Below are 19,292 nucleotides of genomic sequence, written 5' to 3'. Positions count from 1 at the left end.
ATGACCATCGCACCTGTACGATATCTGGTTGCTGTCACCGCGTGCGTAAGCGGCGTGGCCCATACCTATATGGCAGCTGAGCGGCTGGAGAAACTCTGCCAGCAAGAAAAATGGAGTATCAAGATCGAAACTCAGGGTGCATTGGGTACCGAAAATCGCCTGACGGAAGAGGATATTAACCGCGCTGATGTGGTGTTGCTGATTACTGATATTGAACCGGCAGGAGCAGAGCGTTTTACGCAGAGCCGATACGTTCAGTCGGGCATTAGCGCATTTCTGCGTGAGCCGCAGCGGGTGATGAGCGCCGTGCGAAAGCTGCTTTCAGCGCCACAGCACACGCATCTTACTCTGGATTAGTTTTTATCTCCGTCAACTGGCTGTGGTACTGCCGACGGTATTCTGATGGCGAACGTTCGGTATTTTTGCGAAACAGGCGGCAGAAGTAGTTGCTGTCAACAAACCCACAGGTGTGCGCCACTTCTTTAATCTTCAGCTCGTAACCCTTCAATAGCGTTTTTGCGTGTTCCAGCCGCGTGTGGTTCAGGTATTCGTTAAACCCGATAGCGCCCGTTTTTTGAAAAAGGTGGGAAAGATAATTGGGTGAGATGTAAAACGCCTGCGCGACGGATTCTCGGGTGAGCGGTGAAGCGTAGCGTTCGTCAATATAGTTGCGAATGGCTTCGAAAAGCGCCTGACTGCGTGATGCGGTTTGGATCTGGCTGCCGAGCAAATCGCGGCAGTGGCTCAGCAAGCTCGCAACGATTAGCCTGGCGGTTTGCTGCTCCTGTGGCTGCATCTGCATTTCATTGAGCGTTTGCAGCAGGAATGAGCCAATACGCGGTCCACGCCGCGCGACGTGCTGACGGGTAAGGTTTTGATATTGCTTACCGTCCCACTGCACGATGCTAAAACCCAGTTGCTGTTTGCCAAATAAGATACTGAGCGTGGTCACCGGTGTGAGCCACTGTGGAAAGTTCCAGCCACCAGCCGGAACGAACAAGGCATCGTAAGGCTGTAACGTCGCGGATGCTCCAGCAACACCGTTATCGGTGAATTCACCTTCCAGCACAATCTCCAGTCGGGGAAAATCGACCTGATACGCCAGTTCCGGCGTTGAGCTACTGGTGCTGGCAAAGTAAATCTGGCGCAGCGGCGTGGGGCCGTTGATCAGGCGAGAGAGCAGGTGGCTGATGTCGTGATACATGTTAATCCCTTGCAGGCAGCAGACAGGGAAACAGTAACGTTGAAAACAATCGCCCTCAAGTGATTATTGCCGGATGGCGGCTAATGCCTTATCCGGCCTACAAGTCTTTGCGAGCTGTAGGCCGGATAAGCGTAGCGCATCCGGCAGACTGTTACTGATTACCGATTTGATCGTCGTAAGGCAGGGTATCGTAATCAATCAGGGCATTCTTTTTGTACGGGTTGCCAATCCAGCGGGTCGTCTCTTTGAACTGCGGGCTGGTAATGGCACGAGTTGGATCGAAACCATCATAGGTGAAGCCCGCTAAATCAGACCAGGTGTGGATAAGCTCTGAGCTGCTGTATTTACGATTCACATCCTGTGAGAAGTCACGCGGGTGTGCAGCCTGCCATTTTTCCGAGGTCCACAGCAGGAACGGCACCGTATACATATGACGTGTTGGGTTGTCTTCATTACGACCCTGCGTTTTATGCGGCGGCGTATCGTATACCTCTTCTCCATGATCGGAGAAGTACAGCAGGAAGCCGTTCGGATCGGTCGCTTTATAGTCTTTGATCAGACTGGCAATGATATGGTCATTGTAAACATTCGCGCTGTCGTAATCGTTGTAAGCTTCCAGCTCATCGTCACTCAGGCCAGCGGGCACATTGTCGATATTATTGTCGAACTTACCCTGACCATCCGGATAGCGGAATTTGTACTTAATATGCGTTCCCAGCAGGTGCACGATGATGAACTTTTTCGGTGCAGGGTCAGCCAGTACTTCTTTAAACGGTGCCAGCACGTTGCTGTCATATTCGCGTGCACTTTGTGTACGCTGCTGGTTCATATAGAACTGTTTATCCGTCTGCTTAGAGAACACTGTCAGCATGGTGTTGCGGGCAGTCATCGTCTGCTGATTGGTGATCCAGAAGGTTTTATAACCTGCCTGTTTCATCATGTTCATCAGGGACGGCTGAGTCAGATACAGATCCGGGTTCTTCTCGTTAGCGAAGGTCAGCGCCTGCTGCAGGATTTCAATGGTGTACGGACGGGAGGTCACGACATTATTGAACACGGTGAAGTTAGGATCGGATTTATGCAGCGCATCCAGTTCCGGCGTTGTTTCGCGTGGGTAACCGTACAGGCTCATGCGGCCACGTTGCGTTGATTCGCCAATCACCAGTACCAGCGTACGCGGTGCATCACCTGAGCTGTCTTTAAAGTTGGCCAACGGCGGTAGGGCATTGTTCTCATTCAGCAGGCTGTTCAGCGCGGTCAACTGCTGACGATACTGATAATAACCGGAGATGAATTGCCATGGCGCAGCTGGTTCCATGCGTGAGGCGAGACCATTCAACGTTTTTTCAAATGGTTTATGTTTGATAAACGTGTTCACCGTCATCGGATGCAGAATCAAACCGTATAACAGTGCAAACGACACCAGATAGCGCCAGGGTGATGGAATATGCACAGGACGCAGACGTGTCCATAGCAGAATTGCCACAGCTGTATAGGCCAGCGCAATTAAGACAATCTTCAGACTGAAATATTGGCTCAGATATTCGCTGGCTTCGTTCGCATTGGTTTCAAACATTACGTACAGAACGCTTTGCGAGAACTCTTGTCCGTAAATGACGTAATAGCTTAGAGCAGCCAGCGAGGCCGCCCATAGCATTACGCCAATGACGGCAGCAATAACGCGGATACGGTTTGGAAATAAGAATACCGGAATCAACCACAGCGAACTGAACAGTAAGGAGTCGCGTAAACCATTAGTTCCGCTATAGCCGGATAAGAGAATAACGACCTGGAGTAAACTGGAAAAAAAACAAAAATAGAGGAGCGCCCAACCCAGGGCTTTCCAGCTAAATTTAGGTTTAGACTGGGGGTGTAAGGATTGCATAATGTAAGCCTGTCTTTAATTGTAGCGCCAAGAGTAGCACTTAAACATTAAGAGGAACTGAAGCATCACGATCTTAGGATCGTGTTTTGCCATCTATATATTCATTTAGTGAATATATTCGAGGGGGAATATATTGAAAATGAAGTGGTTGTAACAGCGGTTTTTGCCGTCGCCTCCGAATAATAGCACGAAGGCGACGGGGGAGGGATGTTAGCCTGTATTACGCATACCAGCGGCGACACCAGCGATTGTGACCATCAATGCTTGTTCCACGCGAGGGTCCGGTGCATTGCCTTGCTCTTCCGCCAGGCGTGAGCGGTGTAACAGCTCTGCCTGTAATACGTTTAGCGGGTCAGTATAAATATTTCTTAACTGAATGGACTCGGCAATCCACGGCAGGTCGGCCATCAAATGTGAGTCGTTGGCAATCGCCAGTACGACATCGATATCTGCTGCCAGGCGTTGGCGTAGCTCTGCACCCAACGGCCACAGATCTTTTTTGACCAGGCGCTGATCGTAATACTCTGCCAGCCACAGGTCTGCTTTCGCGAAAACCATTTCCAGCATGCCAAGGCGTGTGGAGAAGAATGGCCAGTCGCGGCACATGGCTTCAAGTTCGCTTTGCTTGCCGTCTTCAACCACTTTTTGCAGCGCGGTACCTGCACCCAGCCAGGCCGGGAGCATCAGGCGGTTCTGCGTCCAGGCGAAGATCCACGGAATGGCGCGCAGAGACTCTACCCCGCCGGTCGGACGGCGTTTTGCTGGACGTGAACCGAGCGGGAGTTTACCCAGTTCCTGCTCCGGTGTAGCTGAGCGGAAATAAGGGACGAAGTCTTTGTTTTCACGCACATATCCACGATAGAGCTCGCAGGAAATATCGGAAAGTTCATCCATGATATGACGCCAGCTATCTTTCGGTTCTGGCGGTGGCAACAGGTTGGCCTCCAGAATTGCTCCGGTATACAGCGACAGGCTGCTGATGGTCACTTCCGGCAGGCCGTACTTAAAGCGGATCATCTCCCCTTGTTCTGTCACGCGCAGACCACCTTTCAGGCTGCCCGGCGGTTGAGAGAGTAGCGCTGCATGGGCAGGCGCGCCGCCGCGACCAATGGAACCACCGCGACCGTGGAACAGCGTCAGTTCGATACCGGCTTTTTCGCAGGTTTTGATTAGCGCGTCCTGAGCCTGGTATTGCGCCCAGGAGGCCGCCATCACGCCCGCGTCTTTTGCGGAATCAGAGTAGCCAATCATGACCATCTGTTTGCCCTGAATAAATCCGCGGTACCAGTCGATATTCAACAGTTGCGACATGACGTCATCGGCATTGTTGAGGTCGTCCAGCGTTTCAAATAGCGGAGCGACCGGCATAGCAAAACCAATTCCGGCTTCTTTCAGCAGCAGATGCACGGCCAGCACATCCGACGGAGTTTTCGCCATCGAGATAACATAGGCGGCAATGGAGCCATATGGGGCTTCGGCAATGACCCGACAGGTGTCGAGCACTTCGCGGGTGTCATTGCTCGGCTCCCAGTTACGTGGCAGCAACGGACGCTTGGAATTCAGTTCGCGGATCAGGAAAGCTTGTTTATCCGCTTCCGACCAGTTTTCGTAGTCGCCAATGCCCAGATAACGGGTCAGTTCGCCCAGGGCTTCAGTGTGACGGGTGCTTTCCTGACGAATATCAATACGCACCAGCGGCACGCCGAAACACTTCACGCGCCTAAGGGTGTCGAGCAATTCGCCATTGGCGATAATACCCATGCCACAGGCCTGCAGTGACTGGTAGCACGCATACAGCGGGTCCCAGAGCTGCTCGTTTTGGGTGAGAAGTCCCGCAGGTTTCGGCAATTTCTCGCCTTTCAGACGGGCTTCCAGCCAGGCCTGGGTTGCCATCAGACGAGAACGCAGGGTTTTCATCAGATAGCGATAAGGTTCAGCTGCACCTTCTTCGCCTACCAGCGCCATCAGCTCCGGCGTGGCATCCACCATCGACAGCTCAGAAATCAGAAACTGGATGTCTTTCAGGAACAGGTCTGTCGCTTTCCAGCGGCTGAGCAGCAGCACGTGACGGGTGATATCTGCCGTTACGTTCGGGTTACCATCACGGTCACCGCCCATCCAGGAAGTAAATCGAACCGGGACAAAATCAACCGGCAGCTTATATCCAAGATGCTCTTCCAGTTGTTCATTCAGCTCGCGCAGGTAGTTCGGCACACCTTCCCACAGGCTGTTTTCAACTACCGCGAAACCCCATTTGGCTTCATCAACCGGGCTTGGGCGCAGCTTGCGGATCTCATCCGTATGCCAGGACTGAGCAATGAGTTGACGCAGACGGCGCATCAGTTGGTTGCGTTCATAATCGACGAGGTCTTTGTTATCAAGCTGCTTGAGGCAGGCGTTCACTTCACCCATTTTATGGATCAGCGTACGACGAGTGATCTCGGTCGGGTGGGCGGTGAGTACCAGCTCCAGAGAGAGTGATTCTACGGCTTTCTTGATGGTGGCGTCATTGAGGTTGGGCTGCTCTTTCAGTTTACGCAGAGTGCGAGCAATCACTTCCGGGTTGCTGGCTGCTTCGCCTTTTGGCGAAATGCTGTGGTATTGCTCGGCGGTGTTGGCCAGGTTCAGGAACTGGCTAAATGCGCGGGCAACCGGCAGTAGCTCGTCGTTAGACAGATTTTGCAGTGTGGTGAGCAATTCCTGGCGATTAACTTCATTGCCAGCGCGAGATGATTTGGACAGCTTACGAATTGTTTCTACGCGATCAAGAATGTTCTCTCCCAGCGCATCCTTGATGGTCTCTCCCAGCACTTTGCCGAGCATACTGACATTACTACGCAACGCGGAATATTGTTCGTTCATATTAACCCAGACACCCCATCTATTTTGAATATGTCCTGTATCTTTCGCGCCTGACTATCACGCGAAATCTTGCGGACTTAACTTTTTAGCCGTCTTTTATAAAGCCACGTAAAACACGTGACGTCAATTGCTGCGAAATCGGTTCAGCAAACGAATAAATGCCGTGAATTTACGTTATTTAATTCACATCCAATCAAATAAGCGTTGCTTATGGAAATGTTAAAAAATCACCCCGCTTACCACTTAAGGATTAGCGGGGTGACAAGTAGTTAATGCCAGCAAAAATGATGCACAACCTGGGTGATTAATTCGCGAGTTGGCTTAATAAAGCGTGTTTCCAGATATTCATCCGGCTGATGCGCCTGATTAATAGAACCTGGACCCAATACCAGCGTCGGGCAAAGCGTCTGGATAAATGGCGCTTCGGTGCAGTAGTTCACCACTTCAGTCTGTGCGCCCAGCAGTTTCTCAACCACCTCTACCAGTTGATGGTCAGGCGGACACTCATAGCCTGGAATCGGCGGATGCAGTTCCGATACGGTCAGGCGACCCGGCCAGCGTTCGCTGACAGGGGCCAGCGCTTCGTTAAGTAACCCATTGAGATCGTTTAGCGTCATACCCGGTAGCGGTCGAATATCCATATGCAGTTCGCAGCAGGCGCAGATTCTGTTGGCGGCGTCGCCGCCGTGGATGTGGCCCAAATTTAACGTTGGATACGGAACGGTAAAGGCATCATGGTGATAGCGCGCTTTCAGGTCATCGCGCAGATGCATGATATGGCCGATGGCATCATGCATCAGTTCAATCGCATTAACGCCACGCGCCGGATCGCTTGAATGACCCGACTGCCCCAGAATGCGTATCGCATTAGAGATATGACCTTTGTGCGCGCGAACCGGTTGGAGTGAAGTGGGTTCGCCAATAATCGCGCAGTCCGGGCGCAGAGCGGTGGTTTCAGAGAAATAGCGTGCTCCCGCCATGCTGGTCTCTTCGTCGGCAGTGGCCAGAATGTAGAGGGGCTTTTTCAGCTTCGTGACGTCGACATCACGCAACGCGTCGAGGATAAAGGCGAAGAAGCCTTTCATGTCCGCCGTACCCAAACCATACAGCTTATTGTCATGCTCGGTCAGAGTGAACGGGTCGCGCGTCCAGCGTCCGTCGTCAAAGGGTACGGTATCGGTATGGCCCGCCAACAACAGACCACCAGCGCCCTGTCCAATGCTCGCCAGCATATTGAATTTATTTCGCGTATCGGGAACCGGCTGGACCTCCACATTGAAGCCTAAATCTTTAAACCAGCCCGCCAACAGAGTGATTAAACCTGCATTGCTTTGATCGAGCGCTTCTTCGGTAGCGCTAATCGATGGCGTGGCAATCAGAGCGCGGTAAATCTCGATAAATGGCGGTAAATTGTTTTTCATTGTTGACACACCTCGGGTCATGATAGTATCAATATTCATGCAGTATTTGTGAATAAAAATACATTAACGTTGAGCGTAATAAAACCCACCAAGTGTAAGGTGAGGTGATAAAGGCTTATACCTGGCAACAGAATCTAAGAAGGTGAGCAGCCCCGATGTTGAATACGCTGATTGTGGGCGCCAGTGGCTATGCCGGCGCAGAGCTTGTGACCTATGTAAATCGCCATCCTGATATGACCATAACCGCTTTGACCGTCTCAGCGCAAAGCAATGATGCAGGAAAATTAATCTCCGATTTGCATCCGCAGTTGAAAGGCATTGTCGATTTACCGTTGCAGCCAATGTCAGATATCAGCGAGTTTAGCGCAGGGTTGGATGTTGTGTTCCTCGCAACGGCTCATGAGGTGAGTCATGACCTGGCTCCGCAGTTTTTGCAGGCCGGTTGCGTGGTGTTTGACCTCTCTGGCGCGTTTCGCGTCAACGACGGCGCGTTCTATGAAAAATATTATGGCTTTACCCATCAGCATCCCGACCTGCTGGAGCAGGCGGTTTACGGGCTGGCGGAGTGGAATGCGGACAAACTGAAAGAGGCGAATCTGATTGCTGTGCCGGGTTGTTACCCGACGGCGGCACAGCTTTCGCTGAAGCCGTTGATTGATGCCGGGCTGCTGGATCTCAGCCAGTGGCCGGTAATTAATGCGACCAGCGGCGTGAGCGGCGCGGGCCGTAAAGCGGCTATCTCTAATAGTTTTTGCGAAGTAAGCCTGCAACCGTATGGCGTGTTTACCCATCGTCATCAGCCGGAAATCGCCACTCATCTGGGGGCTGAAGTGATTTTCACCCCACATCTGGGCAACTTCCCGCGCGGAATTCTGGAAACTATCACTTGCCGCCTTAAGGCGGGTGTAACCCATGCTCAGGTGGCTCAGACGCTGCAACAGGCGTATGGCGATAAACCGCTGGTGCGTCTGTATGACAAAGGGGTTCCGGCACTGAAGAATGTGGTTGGATTACCATTCTGTGATATCGGGTTTGCCGTACAGGGTGAACACCTGATCGTCGTGGCGACGGAAGACAACTTATTGAAAGGCGCGGCGGCACAGGCGATGCAGTGCGCAAATATTCGTTTTGGCTTTGCCCAAACGCAGTCTCTTATTTAAGGGTGCAACAATGAATCCATTAATTATCAAGCTGGGCGGCGTTTTACTGGATAGCGAAGAGGCGCTGGAGCGCTTGTTTACCGCACTGGTGAATTATCGTGAGTCGCACCAGCGTCCGCTGGTCATTGTGCACGGTGGCGGCTGCGTGGTCGACGAGCTGATGAAGCAGCTTAACCTGCCGGTGAAAAAGAAAAATGGCCTGCGCATCACGCCAGCCGATCAAATTGACATTATTACCGGTGCCCTGGCGGGAACGGCGAATAAAACTTTGCTGGCCTGGGCGAAAAAGCATCACATCGCGTCTGTGGGTCTGTATCTTGGCGATGGCGACAGCGTAAAAGTGACGCCGCTCGATAAAGAACTGGGTCATGTTGGACTGGCGCAGCCGGGTTCGCCTAAGCTGATTAACACGCTGCTGGAAAGCAGTTTTCTGCCGGTAGTAAGCTCTATTGGCGTCACTGATGATGGGCTGCTGATGAACGTGAATGCCGATCAGGCGGCAACGGCGCTGGCGGCAACGCTGGGTGCGGATCTGATCCTGCTCTCTGATGTGAGCGGTATTCTGGATGGCAAAGGCCAGCGCATTGCCGAAATGACCGCGGCGAAAGCGGAACAGCTGATTGAACAGGGCATCATTACTGATGGCATGATTGTGAAGGTGAATGCGGCGCTGGATGCCGCGCGTACGCTGGGCCGTCCGGTGGATATCGCCTCCTGGCGTCATGCAGAGCAACTCCCGGCGCTGTTTAACGGCACGCCAATTGGTACGCGTATTCTGGCTTAACTATTAATGTGCCGGATGGCGGCTTCGCCTTATCCGGCCTACGTGGGTTTTGTTGGCCCGGTAAGCGCAGCGCCACCGGGCAAAAATATCATATTAAGGAAATTTGTTATGGCACTTTGGGGTGGGCGTTTTACACAGGCAGCAGATCAGCGGTTCAAACAGTTCAACGACTCGTTGCGTTTTGACTACCGCCTGGCAGAACAGGATATTGTTGGCTCTGTGGCCTGGTCCAAAGCGTTGGTAACAGTCGGTGTACTGACCGCCGATGAACAGCTGCAGTTGGAAGAGGCGCTGAATAACCTGCTGGAAGAGGTTCGTGCGAATCCTCAGCAGATTTTGCAAAGCGATGCCGAAGATATTCACAGTTGGGTGGAAGGTAAGCTGATTGATAAAGTCGGCCAGCTTGGTAAAAAACTGCATACCGGACGTAGCCGTAATGACCAGGTCGCAACCGATCTCAAGCTGTGGTGTAAAGACACGGTTATCGAATTACTGTCGGCCAATCGTCAGTTGCAAACTGCGCTGGTGGTGACGGCGGAGAATAACCAGGACGCCGTCATGCCGGGTTACACCCACCTGCAACGTGCGCAGCCGGTGACGTTTGCTCACTGGTGTCTGGCCTATGTTGAAATGTTGGCGCGTGACGAGAGCCGCCTGCAGGATGCGCTCAAACGCCTGGACGTCAGTCCGTTAGGCTGCGGCGCGCTGGCGGGTACGGCGTATGAAATCGATCGCGAGCAGTTGGCGGGTTGGTTGGGCTTTGCCTCGGCAACGCGCAACAGCCTGGACAGCGTTTCTGACCGTGACCACGTGCTGGAGTTACTCTCCGACGCCTCTATCGGCATGGTACACCTGTCGCGTTTTGCTGAAGATCTGATTTTCTTTAACACCGGCGAAGCGGGCTTTGTTGAACTGTCCGATCGTGTGACTTCGGGTTCATCTTTGATGCCGCAGAAGAAAAATCCGGATGCGCTGGAGCTGATCCGTGGCAAATGCGGTCGCGTGCAGGGTGCGCTGACCGGCATGATGATGACTTTAAAAGGCCTCCCGCTGGCATACAACAAAGATATGCAGGAAGACAAAGAAGGGCTGTTCGACGCGCTCGACACCTGGCTGGACTGTCTGCATATGGCCGCGCTGGTGCTGGATGGCATCCAGGTGAAACGTCCGCGTTGTCAGGAAGCGGCGCAGCAGGGTTATGCTAACGCCACTGAGCTGGCGGATTATCTGGTGGCGAAAGGCGTCCCGTTCCGCGAAGCGCACCATATTGTAGGGGAAACGGTGGTCGAGGCGATTCGTCAGGGCAAACCGCTGGAAGCGCTGTCGCTTGCCGACTTACAAAAGTTTAGCCAGGTGATCGGCGATGACGTTTACCCGATCCTCTCGTTGCAATCGTGTCTGGATAAACGCGCGGCGAAAGGTGGCGTTTCGCCACAGCAGGTTGCGCAGGCGATCGACTACGCTAAGGCGCGCCTGTAGGTCGGATAAGGCGAAGCCGCCATCCGGCACTATGCGCCGTTCTGCCTGGTAGCGCTACGCTTATCAGGCCTACCAAACCATAACCCGGCCGAGCTTTGCGACGCCGGGCTTTTTTATGCAAAAAAAATGCGGACGCAAGGTCCGCAAAAGTTCACGTTGGCTTTAGTTATTTCGAGTATGAGAGAAACTCTCAAAACGGACAGTAGCTTCAAGGGTTAAAGGGGTACCGTTCCGTTTCTGTGGTGCATTATTAAACAGAAAGCTTGATAGGGATAATCGTTCGTTGCTATGCTACCTATCGCTACGAACTATCGTGGCGATGGAGGATGAATAATGAATATTCGTGATCTTGAATACCTGGTAGCGCTAGCCGAACATCGTCACTTCCGACGAGCGGCAGACTCCTGTCACGTTAGCCAACCCACGCTGAGCGGGCAGATCCGCAAGCTGGAAGATGAGCTTGGCGTCATGTTGCTGGAGCGTACGAGTCGCAAGGTGCTGTTCACCCAGGCTGGTTTGCTGCTGGTGGATCAGGCGCGCACCGTGCTGCGCGAGGTCAAAGTGCTCAAGGAGATGGCAAGCCAACAAGGCGAGACAATGTCTGGCCCGCTGCATATTGGTTTGATCCCAACGGTGGGGCCATACCTGCTGCCGCATATTATTCCGATGTTGCACCAGACCTTCCCAAAACTGGAAATGTATCTCCATGAGGCGCAGACGCATCAGCTGTTGGCGCAACTGGATAGCGGTAAGCTCGACTGCGTCATCCTGGCGCTGGTGAAAGAGAGTGAGGCGTTCATCGAAGTACCATTATTTGATGAGCCTATGCTGCTGGCGATCTATGAAGATCACCCATGGGCAAACCGTGACTGTGTACCGATGTCCGATCTGGCGGGTGAAAAACTGCTGATGCTGGAAGATGGCCACTGTCTGCGCGATCAGGCGATGGGTTTCTGCTTTGAAGCGGGTGCTGATGAAGATACCCATTTTCGGGCAACCAGTCTGGAAACGCTGCGTAACATGGTGGCGGCAGGCAGTGGTATTACCTTGCTGCCTGCGCTGGCCGTTCCGCCGGAGCGTAAGCGTGATGGTGTCGTTTATCTGCCATGCATTAAACCCGAACCGCGTCGCACGATTGGTCTGGTGTACCGTCCTGGTTCGCCGCTGCGCAGCCGTTATGAACAGCTGGCAGAGGCCATCCGTGGATCAATGGATGGCCATTTCGACAGTGCGTTAAAACAGGCGGTTTAAGCCATTTAGCGCCGCTACCCGATAGGCTTCTGCCATGGTTGGGTAGTTAAAGGTGGTGTTAACGAAGTACTCGATAGTGTTACCACCACCTTTTTGCTCCATTATCGCTTGTCCGATGTGAATAATTTCGGCCGCGCGCTCCCCAAAGCAGTGGATCCCCAGAATCTCTTTGGTTTCGCGATGGAACAGGATCTTCAGCGTTCCGACACTCATGCCCACGATTTGTGCACGTGCCAGATGTTTAAACTGGGCGCGGCCAACTTCGTAGGGAACTTTCATTGCCGTGAGCTGCTGTTCGGTTTTACCAACGGAGCTGATTTCCGGAATGGTATAAATCCCGGTTGGGATATCTTCGATCAGATGCGCGGTGGCTTCGCCTTTTACCAGTGCCTGGGCGGCAATGCGTCCCTGGTCGTAGGCTGCCGATGCCAGGCTCGGATAACCGATCACATCCCCTACGGCGTACACATGCGGCAGCGCCGTCTGGTACATGCTGTTGACCTTCAATTGCCCACGGCTGTCGGTTTTCAGACCAATATTTTCCAGCGCCAGCGAATCGGTATTACCGGTACGTCCATTGGCGTACAGCAGGCAGTCGGCCTTCAGTTTCTTACCGGACTTCAGGTGCATGATGACGCCGTCATCGCAACCTTCAATCTTCTCGTACTCTTCGTTGTGGCGAATGACCACACCGCTGTTCCAGAAGTGGTAAGACAGCGAGTCGGACATCTCCTGATCGAGGAATGCCAGCAGACGATCGCGGGTGTTGATTAAATCAACTTTGACGTCCATTCCACGGAAGATCGACGCATATTCACAGCCAATGACCCCCGCGCCATAAATCAGCACATGACGGGGTTCGTGGTGCAGGCTCAGGATAGAGTCACTGTCGTAAACCCGGGGATGCGAAAAGTCGACATCAACAGGGCGATAAGGACGCGAACCGCAGGCAATAACAAACTTATCCGCAGTCAGCGTTTCCACCGTACCGTCGTGACATTCCAGGGCAATCGTGTGTTCATCAACAAAACGGGCATTTCCCTGCAAAATTTCGCAGTGGTTGCGTTCGTAAAATCCTTGCCGCATACGTGTTTGCTGATTAATAACGTTATCAGCGTGGTTGAGAATATCGGCGAAAGAAGAACGAAGGAGTCGGGAGTGGTCGCTGTACAGTGGGTTCTGATTGAATTCAATAATGCGGCTGACGGCGTGGCGGAGAGCTTTCGACGGGATGGTGCCCCAGTGGGTACAACCTCCGCCGACGTTATGATAGCGCTCAATCACCGCGACGCGCGCTCCTTGCTTAACCAGACCCATTGCCGCGCCTTCGCCGCCGGGACCGGAACCTATTACTATTGCATCGTAATCGTAAGAATGTGACATGGTCAGGCTTACCTGTTCTTATACATAAAAGCAACAGAATAGTAACATCGTTGTTGAGATAACCCAATTATCGTTGTGCTTTTTTGCGAAGTCGAAGCACAAACTGCGCGTAAACAAACATTCACAAAGCCATGCCAACCGCCTAATCTCTGGTATAGTGCCAGCAAGGTATGTGGAAGGATTCAGACATCGTGATGGGCGTTAGAGCGCAACAAAAAGAAAAAACCCGGCGTTCGCTGGTAGAAGCCGCATTTAGTCAACTGAGCGCTGAGCGTAGTTTTGCCAGCCTCAGTTTACGCGAAGTTGCTCGTGAAGCGGGCATTGCGCCAACCTCGTTTTATCGCCATTTCCGCGATGTGGATGAACTCGGCCTGACGATGGTGGACGAGAGCGGTCTGATGCTGCGTCAGTTGATGCGCCAGGCGCGCCAGCGTATCGCGAAGGGCGGGAGTGTGATCCGCACCTCGGTCTCAACATTTATGGAGTTCATCGGCAACAATCCCAACGCCTTCCGTTTATTATTGCGCGAGCGTTCGGGGACATCCGCAGCGTTTCGTGCAGCGGTCGCTCGTGAAATTCAGCACTTCATTGCGGAACTTGCGGACTATCTGGAACTCGAAAACCATATGCCTCGTGCGTTTACTGAAGCGCAAGCCGAAGCCATGGTAACCATTGTGTTCAGCGCCGGGGCAGAAGCACTGGATGTTGGCGCCGAGCAGCGTCGACAGCTGGAAGAGCGGCTGGTATTGCAACTACGCATGATCGCGAAAGGCGCATTTTATTGGTACCGCCGTGAACAAGAGAAGATGACGCACCACTCCGAGTAACGAGAAGGACAAGCAATGAAACAGTCAGGTCAAGATAAAGGTACGCTGCTGCTGGCGCTGGTTGCTGGCTTATCGATCAATGGTACATTTGCGGCGCTGTTTAGCTCCATTGTGCCATTCTCAGTATTCCCGATCATTTCGCTGGTGCTGACGGTGTATTGTCTGCATCAACGCTATCAGAATCGCACTATGCCTGTGGGATTGCCGGGCCTGGCTGCCGCCTGCTTTATCCTCGGCGTTCTGTTGTACAGCACTGTGGTACGCGCTGAATATCCGGATATTGGCTCTAACTTCTTCCCGGCGGTACTGTCTGTGATTCTGGTGTTCTGGATCGGCTTTAAAGTCCGTAACCGTAAACAGGAAATTGCGGAGTAACAGTTGTAGCGGTAGGCCGGATAAGGCAACGCCGCTATCCGGCAATCTGAACAGGTAGCGCTTATCCAGCCTACGTTCTGTCTTACTTCTTGGTTAACAGTACGCCGCACTCCATATGGTGCGTATACGGGAACTGATCGAACAGAGCCAGACGTGAAACAGTGTGCGTCTGGCTTAACGTTTCCAGGTTCTTACACAATGTCTCCGGGTTGCAGGAGATGTACAGAATACGCGGATACGCCTGCACCATTTTCTCCGTTTCGCTGTCCAGACCGCTGCGCGGTGGGTCAACGAAGATAGTTTCACACTGGTAACTCTTCAGATCGATCCCCTGCAAACGGTTAAATTCGCGAACGCCGTTCATCGCCTGAGTAAACTCTTCAGCCGCCATGCGGATAATTTGTACGTTATCAATATGGTTAGCCGCAATGTTGTACTGTGCAGCAGCCACGGATGGCTTGGCGATTTCAGTGGCCAGCACGCGGTTGAAGTTTTGTGCGAGGGCTAACGAGAAATTGCCATTGCCGCAGTACAGTTCAAGCAGGTCGCCTTTTGAGCCCCTGGTGACATCAATCGCCCATTCCAACATCTGAATATTCATGGCGGCATTCGGCTGGGTGAAGCTGTTCTCAACCTGCCGATAGATAATCTCTTTACCCGCCACCGGCAAGCGTTCGTCAATATAGTCCTGATCCAGCTCGATTTTGGTTTTGGTTGCCCGGCCAATCAAATGCACATTCAGGTTTTGCGCCCGCAGCGCATCCCGCAGTGCTTCGGCTTCCTGACGCCATTCATCATCCAGCTTTTTATGGTACAGCATCGATACCACCGCCTGATCGCTCAGGGTCGTGAGGTAATCAATCTGGAACAGTTTGTGGCGCAGGATGTGGTTATTACGAACGCCGTCGATCATTGCCGTCATCAGCGTATTGATAAGCTCGCTGGCCGCCGGGAAGCTGTCGACACGGATACGGTTTTTGGTCTGGCTGTCGAACATGATGTGGTACAGATCATCACCGTCATGCCACAGGCGGAATTCCGCGCGCATACGGTAGTGGCTGACCGGTGAGCGAAACACTTCCGGAGCCTGTGCATAAAATGGCGTCATTAAGCTCTGCAGACGCACCACTTTTTCAGCTAACTGTGCGTCGTACTGTTCTGTCGGAAGGTGTTCGGGGGTCATGATGCGTCCTGAAAAATAAAAGTACGCGGGGATTGTAGGGATTGCTCAACAGATGTCCAGTCATTGATGATTTCCGATATTGTGATGCGTGGTCTGGACAGTGGGTTGTAACAAACTGTAGCATCCGTTTTCCGGTCCTGTGAGTTAAAAGGGAATCCAGTGTGAATCTGGAGCTGACGCGCAGCGGTAAGGAAGGTAGGGGATGAGCGCACCTGGTGCAGACACTGCGGCATGCCGTGGGAAGTTATCGTCTCTTTAAGTTGCCTCCAAGCCCGAAGACCTGCCGGCTAACGTCGCATCTGGCTTTCATCATCGCGTACTATCGGTGGGACCTACGGCATCCTTCTTATATTGTGGATGCTTTACAATGATTAAAAAATCGTTGCTGTGCACGGCACTGTCCGTCACGGCATTTTCTGGTTGGGCACAGGATACTAGCCCAGATACTCTCGTCGTTACTGCCAACCGTTTTCAGCAGCCTGTTAACACCGTCCTTGCCCCCACTGATGTGGTGACGCGTGAAGATATTCAGCGCTGGCAGTCAAAAGATCTCAATGATGTCATGCGCCGATTGCCGGGCGTAGATATTTCGCAAAGCGGCGGTATGGGGAAAAGCTCCTCGCTGTATGTTCGCGGTACTGAGTCCCGGCATGTCCTGGTATTGATTGATGGCGTGCCGATGGCGCGTGCGGGCATCGGTAATGCGATTGATATTGGTCAGATTCCGGTATCGTTGGTGCAACGTGTTGAATACATTCGCGGGCCGCGTTCAGCAGTGTACGGGTCTGGCGCGATCGGTGGTGTGGTTAACATCATTACGATGAGTGATGAAGAGAAATCACAGATCAACGCAGGTATGGGGACTGATGGTTATCAGACCTACGACGGCACGATAAAAAAACGATTTGGTAACACGATGGTGACGGCGGCTGGCGCTTACCAGACGACCAAAGGTTTTAACATTCAACCTGATTCCCCTTACAGCGGCGACAGCGATCGCGATGGTTATCGCAACAAACTGTTCTGGGGCGGCTTGCAGCACAAGTTTAACGATAACTTCTCCGGTTTCTTCCGTGGTTACGGCTACACGGCGAATAGCGATTACGATCAGGGCTCTTATGGCTATGCTGGCGGTAATGACGAAGCTCAGAATTACACTCAGTCCTGGGATTCCGGCCTTCGTTACAGCTCAGGTATCTATTCCGCCCAACTGATTGCTAACTACCAGCATCTCAAAGATTACAACTATAGCAATCAACTCGGTCGTTATGCGGGGGATGCTACGCTGGATAATATGGAACAGCGCTATATTCAGTGGGGAAATAACGTTGAGGTTGGGCATGGAGCGATTAGCGGTGGTGTCGACTGGAAACAAGAAAAGCTGACTTCCAGTAGTACCACGAAATCGGACGCTTATAAACGTGATACGACCGGACTTTATCTAACTGGGCAACAACAAATTGAAAGCGTCACGCTGGAAGCCTCAGGCCGTGAAGATCATGATGAACAATTCGGCTGGCATGGCACCTGGCAGACTGCTGCAGGCTGGGAGTTTGTTGATGGCTACCGTGCAACGCTCTCTTATGGCACAGGTTTCCTGGCTCCTTCACTTGGTCAGCAATACGGGGCTACGCGTTTTGCTTCTTCCTATGGGCCGGGTATTGCAGCCAACCCGAATTTGAAACCGGAAGAATCTAAACAGTGGGAAGCAGGGATTGATGGATTGACAGGGCCGCTTGATTGGCGTCTTTCTGCATATCATTATGAAATTCAAAACCTGATCGATTACAAGAATAACCAGTACGTCAACGTTAAGTCAGCCACGATTAAAGGGCTGGAATGGACTGGGAATGTTACGACAGGCCCGGTAGATCATCACCTGACGCTACAGTATGTTGACCCGCGGGATGATGATACGAATAAGGTACTCTATCGCCGAGCAAAACAGCAGGTTAAGTATGAGTTAACTGGGCAGGTTCAGGACTTGGGGTGGAACGTTGCTTATCAATATATAGGTGAACGTTACGATAATGATTACGACAATAATCGTGATGTTAAATTGGGCGGTGTCAGCTTGTGGGATATCGGAGTGTCATATCCAATCACCTCACAGCTGACAGTTCGTGGTAAAATCGCCAACCTGTTCGATAAAGATTACGAGACAGTTTATGGCTACGCAACTGCAGGACGGGAATACACCTTGTCTGGCAGCTACACCTTCTGATCCCCGTCCCACCGTGCTGGTATTTGATTCCGGCGTCGGTGGGTTGTCGGTCTATGACGAGATCCGGCGTCTTCTGCCGGATCTCCACTATATCTACGCTTTCGACAACGTCGCCTTTCCTTATGGAGAGAAGAGCGAGGAGTTTATCGTCGAGCGTGTTGTTGAGATTGTGACTGCGGTCCAGCAGCGCTATCCCCTCTCTCTTGCGGTCATCGCGTGTAATACAGCAAGCACGGTGTCGCTCCCTGCGTTACGTGAGAAATTTGCTTTCCCGGTTGTGGGCGTGGTGCCTGCGATTAAACCGGCAGCGCGACTCACGGCGAACGGTGTTGTGGGGCTACTGGCTACACGTGCAACGGTGAAGCGCTCGTATACCCATGAGCTGATTGCGCGATTCGCTAACGAATGCCAAATTGCAATGTTGGGTTCTGCTGAGCTGGTGGAACTTGCGGAAGCGAAGCTACACGGTGAAACAGTTTCTCTGGAAGAGCTGCGGCGTATTCTGCGTCCGTGGCTGCGGATGTCTGAACCACCTGACACTGTAGTGCTCGGCTGCACTCATTTCCCTCTATTACAGGAAGAGCTTTTACAGGTCCTGCCCGAGGGGACGAGACTGGTGGATTCTGGTGCCGCGATAGCGCGCCGCACGGCCTGGTTGTTAGAGCATGAAGCACCAGATGCGAAATCAACCGATGAGAACGTCGCATTTTGTATGGCAATGACGACAGAAGCTGAACAATTATTGCCTGTGCTACAGCGCTATGGCTTTAAAACGCTCGAAAAACTGTCAGTTTAAGTGGTTTTGATGAAAAAATGCGCACTCGGAAGATTATTTTAAATTTCCCCTTGTCAGCCTGAAATAACTCCCTATAATGCGCCTCCACTGACACGGAACAACGGATTACAAGCCGCCGGGTCAGCGGGGTTCCACTGAGAATCTCGTAGAGAAAAGCAAAAATAAATGCTTGACTCTGAATGAGGAAAACGTAATATACGGGACCTCGCGACAGAGCGCTAAAGCGCGTCGCAACTGCTCTTTAACAATTTATCAGACAATCTGTGTGGGCACTCGAAGATACGGATTCTTAACGTCGCAAGACGAAAAATGAATACCAAGTCTCAACGAGTGAACACGTAATTCATTACGAAGTTTAATTCATTGAGCATCAAACTTTTAAATTGAAGAGTTTGATCATGGCTCAGATTGAACGCTGGCGGCAGGCCTAACACATGCAAGTCGAACGGTAGCACAGA

The 19,292-nt window shown here is 52.4% G+C and carries 15 protein-coding genes, 1 rRNA gene and 1 riboswitch; of the genes, 10 read left to right on the top strand and 6 right to left on the bottom strand.

Going from position 1 to position 19,292, the window contains the following annotated elements; all coding sequences use genetic code 11:
• The gene (locus OGY37_RS21395; protein ID WP_126319602.1) at positions 1–357 is read left to right on the top strand and encodes a PTS fructose-like transporter subunit IIB; all 357 of its coding nucleotides are present in this window, start codon (positions 1–3) and stop codon (positions 355–357) included.
• Here OGY37_RS21395 and OGY37_RS21390 read toward each other — a convergent pair.
• From OGY37_RS21390 to argE, 4 genes are all read right to left on the bottom strand, one after another.
• Complete coding sequence (locus OGY37_RS21390; protein WP_198579042.1) at positions 344–1,204, bottom strand: helix-turn-helix transcriptional regulator; 861 nt, start codon at positions 1,202–1,204, stop codon at positions 344–346. The genes OGY37_RS21395 and OGY37_RS21390 overlap by 14 nt on opposite strands.
• 151 nt (positions 1,205–1,355) lie before the next feature.
• Positions 1,356–3,089 (bottom strand): phosphoethanolamine transferase CptA, encoded by a 1,734-nt coding sequence (locus tag OGY37_RS21385; RefSeq protein ID WP_286621847.1) that lies wholly within the window; start codon positions 3,087–3,089, stop codon positions 1,356–1,358.
• A gap of 210 nt (positions 3,090–3,299) precedes the next feature.
• Positions 3,300–5,951: a phosphoenolpyruvate carboxylase gene (gene ppc, locus OGY37_RS21380; RefSeq protein ID WP_003825139.1), complete on the bottom strand. Its 2,652-nt coding sequence runs from the start codon at positions 5,949–5,951 to the stop codon at positions 3,300–3,302.
• Positions 5,952–6,220: 269 nt separating this feature from the next.
• The gene (gene argE, locus OGY37_RS21375) at positions 6,221–7,372 is read right to left on the bottom strand and encodes an acetylornithine deacetylase (RefSeq protein ID WP_003028848.1); all 1,152 of its coding nucleotides are present in this window, start codon (positions 7,370–7,372) and stop codon (positions 6,221–6,223) included.
• 155 nt (positions 7,373–7,527) lie between these two features.
• On the opposite strand from argE, the gene argC reads away from it, so the two are divergent.
• The 4 genes from argC to oxyR all read left to right on the top strand — a co-directional run bounded on the left by argC (position 7,528) and on the right by oxyR (position 12,046).
• Positions 7,528–8,532, top strand: coding sequence for an N-acetyl-gamma-glutamyl-phosphate reductase (argC, locus tag OGY37_RS21370; protein WP_286621845.1), 1,005 nt, complete (start codon positions 7,528–7,530; stop codon positions 8,530–8,532).
• A gap of 10 nt (positions 8,533–8,542) precedes the next feature.
• Complete coding sequence (argB, locus tag OGY37_RS21365; RefSeq protein WP_286621843.1) at positions 8,543–9,316, top strand: acetylglutamate kinase; 774 nt, start codon at positions 8,543–8,545, stop codon at positions 9,314–9,316.
• 108 nt (positions 9,317–9,424) lie between these two features.
• Positions 9,425–10,795 carry an argininosuccinate lyase gene (gene argH / locus OGY37_RS21360; protein ID WP_032945646.1) on the top strand — a complete coding sequence of 457 codons (1,371 nt, stop codon included), beginning with the start codon at positions 9,425–9,427 and terminating at the stop codon, positions 10,793–10,795.
• Between the two features lie 333 nt (positions 10,796–11,128).
• On the top strand, positions 11,129–12,046 hold the full coding sequence (oxyR, locus tag OGY37_RS21355; RefSeq protein ID WP_003028858.1) for a DNA-binding transcriptional regulator OxyR: 918 nt from the start codon (positions 11,129–11,131) through the stop codon (positions 12,044–12,046).
• On the opposite strand, the gene sthA is transcribed toward oxyR, so the two are convergent.
• On the bottom strand, positions 12,029–13,429 hold the full coding sequence (gene sthA, locus OGY37_RS21350; RefSeq protein WP_003028860.1) for a Si-specific NAD(P)(+) transhydrogenase: 1,401 nt from the start codon (positions 13,427–13,429) through the stop codon (positions 12,029–12,031). The two genes, oxyR and sthA, sit on opposite strands and share 18 nt — an antisense overlap.
• A 191-nt stretch (positions 13,430–13,620) precedes the next feature.
• Here sthA and fabR point away from each other — a divergent pair, with 191 nt between their 5' ends.
• The gene (gene fabR / locus OGY37_RS21345; protein ID WP_003028862.1) at positions 13,621–14,256 is read left to right on the top strand and encodes an HTH-type transcriptional repressor FabR; all 636 of its coding nucleotides are present in this window, start codon (positions 13,621–13,623) and stop codon (positions 14,254–14,256) included.
• A 15-nt stretch (positions 14,257–14,271) separates the two neighbouring features.
• Positions 14,272–14,631: a YijD family membrane protein gene (locus tag OGY37_RS21340; protein WP_003825114.1), complete on the top strand. Its 360-nt coding sequence runs from the start codon at positions 14,272–14,274 to the stop codon at positions 14,629–14,631.
• Positions 14,632–14,713: 82 nt separating this feature from the next.
• Here the strand turns inward: OGY37_RS21340 and trmA are convergent, their stop codons facing one another.
• Entirely contained in the window at positions 14,714–15,814 is a 1,101-nt protein-coding gene (gene trmA, locus OGY37_RS21335) for a tRNA (uridine(54)-C5)-methyltransferase TrmA (RefSeq protein ID WP_286621841.1), read from the bottom strand.
• A gap of 115 nt (positions 15,815–15,929) precedes the next feature.
• Positions 15,930–16,116, top strand: a riboswitch (cobalamin riboswitch).
• Positions 16,117–16,181: 65 nt separating this feature from the next.
• Between trmA and btuB the strand changes: the two genes are divergently transcribed.
• The 3 genes from btuB to OGY37_RS21320 form a co-directional block, all read left to right on the top strand.
• On the top strand, positions 16,182–18,038 hold the full coding sequence (gene btuB, locus OGY37_RS21330; protein WP_286621839.1) for a TonB-dependent vitamin B12 receptor BtuB: 1,857 nt from the start codon (positions 16,182–16,184) through the stop codon (positions 18,036–18,038).
• Positions 17,983–18,834 (top strand): glutamate racemase, encoded by an 852-nt coding sequence (gene murI, locus OGY37_RS21325; protein ID WP_003847829.1) that lies wholly within the window; start codon positions 17,983–17,985, stop codon positions 18,832–18,834. The genes btuB and murI overlap by 56 nt, the downstream gene beginning before the upstream one ends.
• A gap of 380 nt (positions 18,835–19,214) precedes the next feature.
• Positions 19,215–19,292: ribosomal RNA gene (locus OGY37_RS21320) — 16S ribosomal RNA — on the top strand; the annotation flags it as partial.

This window comes from Citrobacter sp. Cpo030 (assembly GCF_030333005.1).
Lineage (GTDB): Bacteria > Pseudomonadota > Gammaproteobacteria > Enterobacterales > Enterobacteriaceae > Citrobacter > Citrobacter portucalensis.
Note: the sequence above shows the minus strand (reverse complement) of the source record. Positions and strands in the feature narration are given on the sequence as shown.

Excerpts from the sequence above, each read along its gene's own strand:
- oxyR (WP_003028858.1), top strand. The coding sequence starts at position 11,129 with ATGAATATTCGTGATCTTGAATACCTGGTAGCGCTAGCCGAACATCGT.
- argE (WP_003028848.1), bottom strand. The coding sequence starts at position 7,372 with ATGAAAAACAATTTACCGCCATTTATCGAGATTTACCGCGCTCTGATT.
- btuB (WP_286621839.1), top strand. The coding sequence starts at position 16,182 with ATGATTAAAAAATCGTTGCTGTGCACGGCACTGTCCGTCACGGCATTT.
- OGY37_RS21385 (WP_286621847.1), bottom strand. The coding sequence starts at position 3,089 with ATGCAATCCTTACACCCCCAGTCTAAACCTAAATTTAGCTGGAAAGCC.
- ppc (WP_003825139.1), bottom strand. The coding sequence starts at position 5,951 with ATGAACGAACAATATTCCGCGTTGCGTAGTAATGTCAGTATGCTCGGC.
- OGY37_RS21340 (WP_003825114.1), top strand. The coding sequence starts at position 14,272 with ATGAAACAGTCAGGTCAAGATAAAGGTACGCTGCTGCTGGCGCTGGTT.
- trmA (WP_286621841.1), bottom strand. The coding sequence starts at position 15,814 with ATGACCCCCGAACACCTTCCGACAGAACAGTACGACGCACAGTTAGCT.
- argC (WP_286621845.1), top strand. The coding sequence starts at position 7,528 with ATGTTGAATACGCTGATTGTGGGCGCCAGTGGCTATGCCGGCGCAGAG.
- OGY37_RS21395 (WP_126319602.1), top strand. The coding sequence starts at position 1 with ATGACCATCGCACCTGTACGATATCTGGTTGCTGTCACCGCGTGCGTA.
- sthA (WP_003028860.1), bottom strand. The coding sequence starts at position 13,429 with ATGTCACATTCTTACGATTACGATGCAATAGTAATAGGTTCCGGTCCC.
- argB (WP_286621843.1), top strand. The coding sequence starts at position 8,543 with ATGAATCCATTAATTATCAAGCTGGGCGGCGTTTTACTGGATAGCGAA.
- murI (WP_003847829.1), top strand. The coding sequence starts at position 17,983 with ATGGCTACGCAACTGCAGGACGGGAATACACCTTGTCTGGCAGCTACA.
- OGY37_RS21390 (WP_198579042.1), bottom strand. The coding sequence starts at position 1,204 with ATGTATCACGACATCAGCCACCTGCTCTCTCGCCTGATCAACGGCCCC.
- argH (WP_032945646.1), top strand. The coding sequence starts at position 9,425 with ATGGCACTTTGGGGTGGGCGTTTTACACAGGCAGCAGATCAGCGGTTC.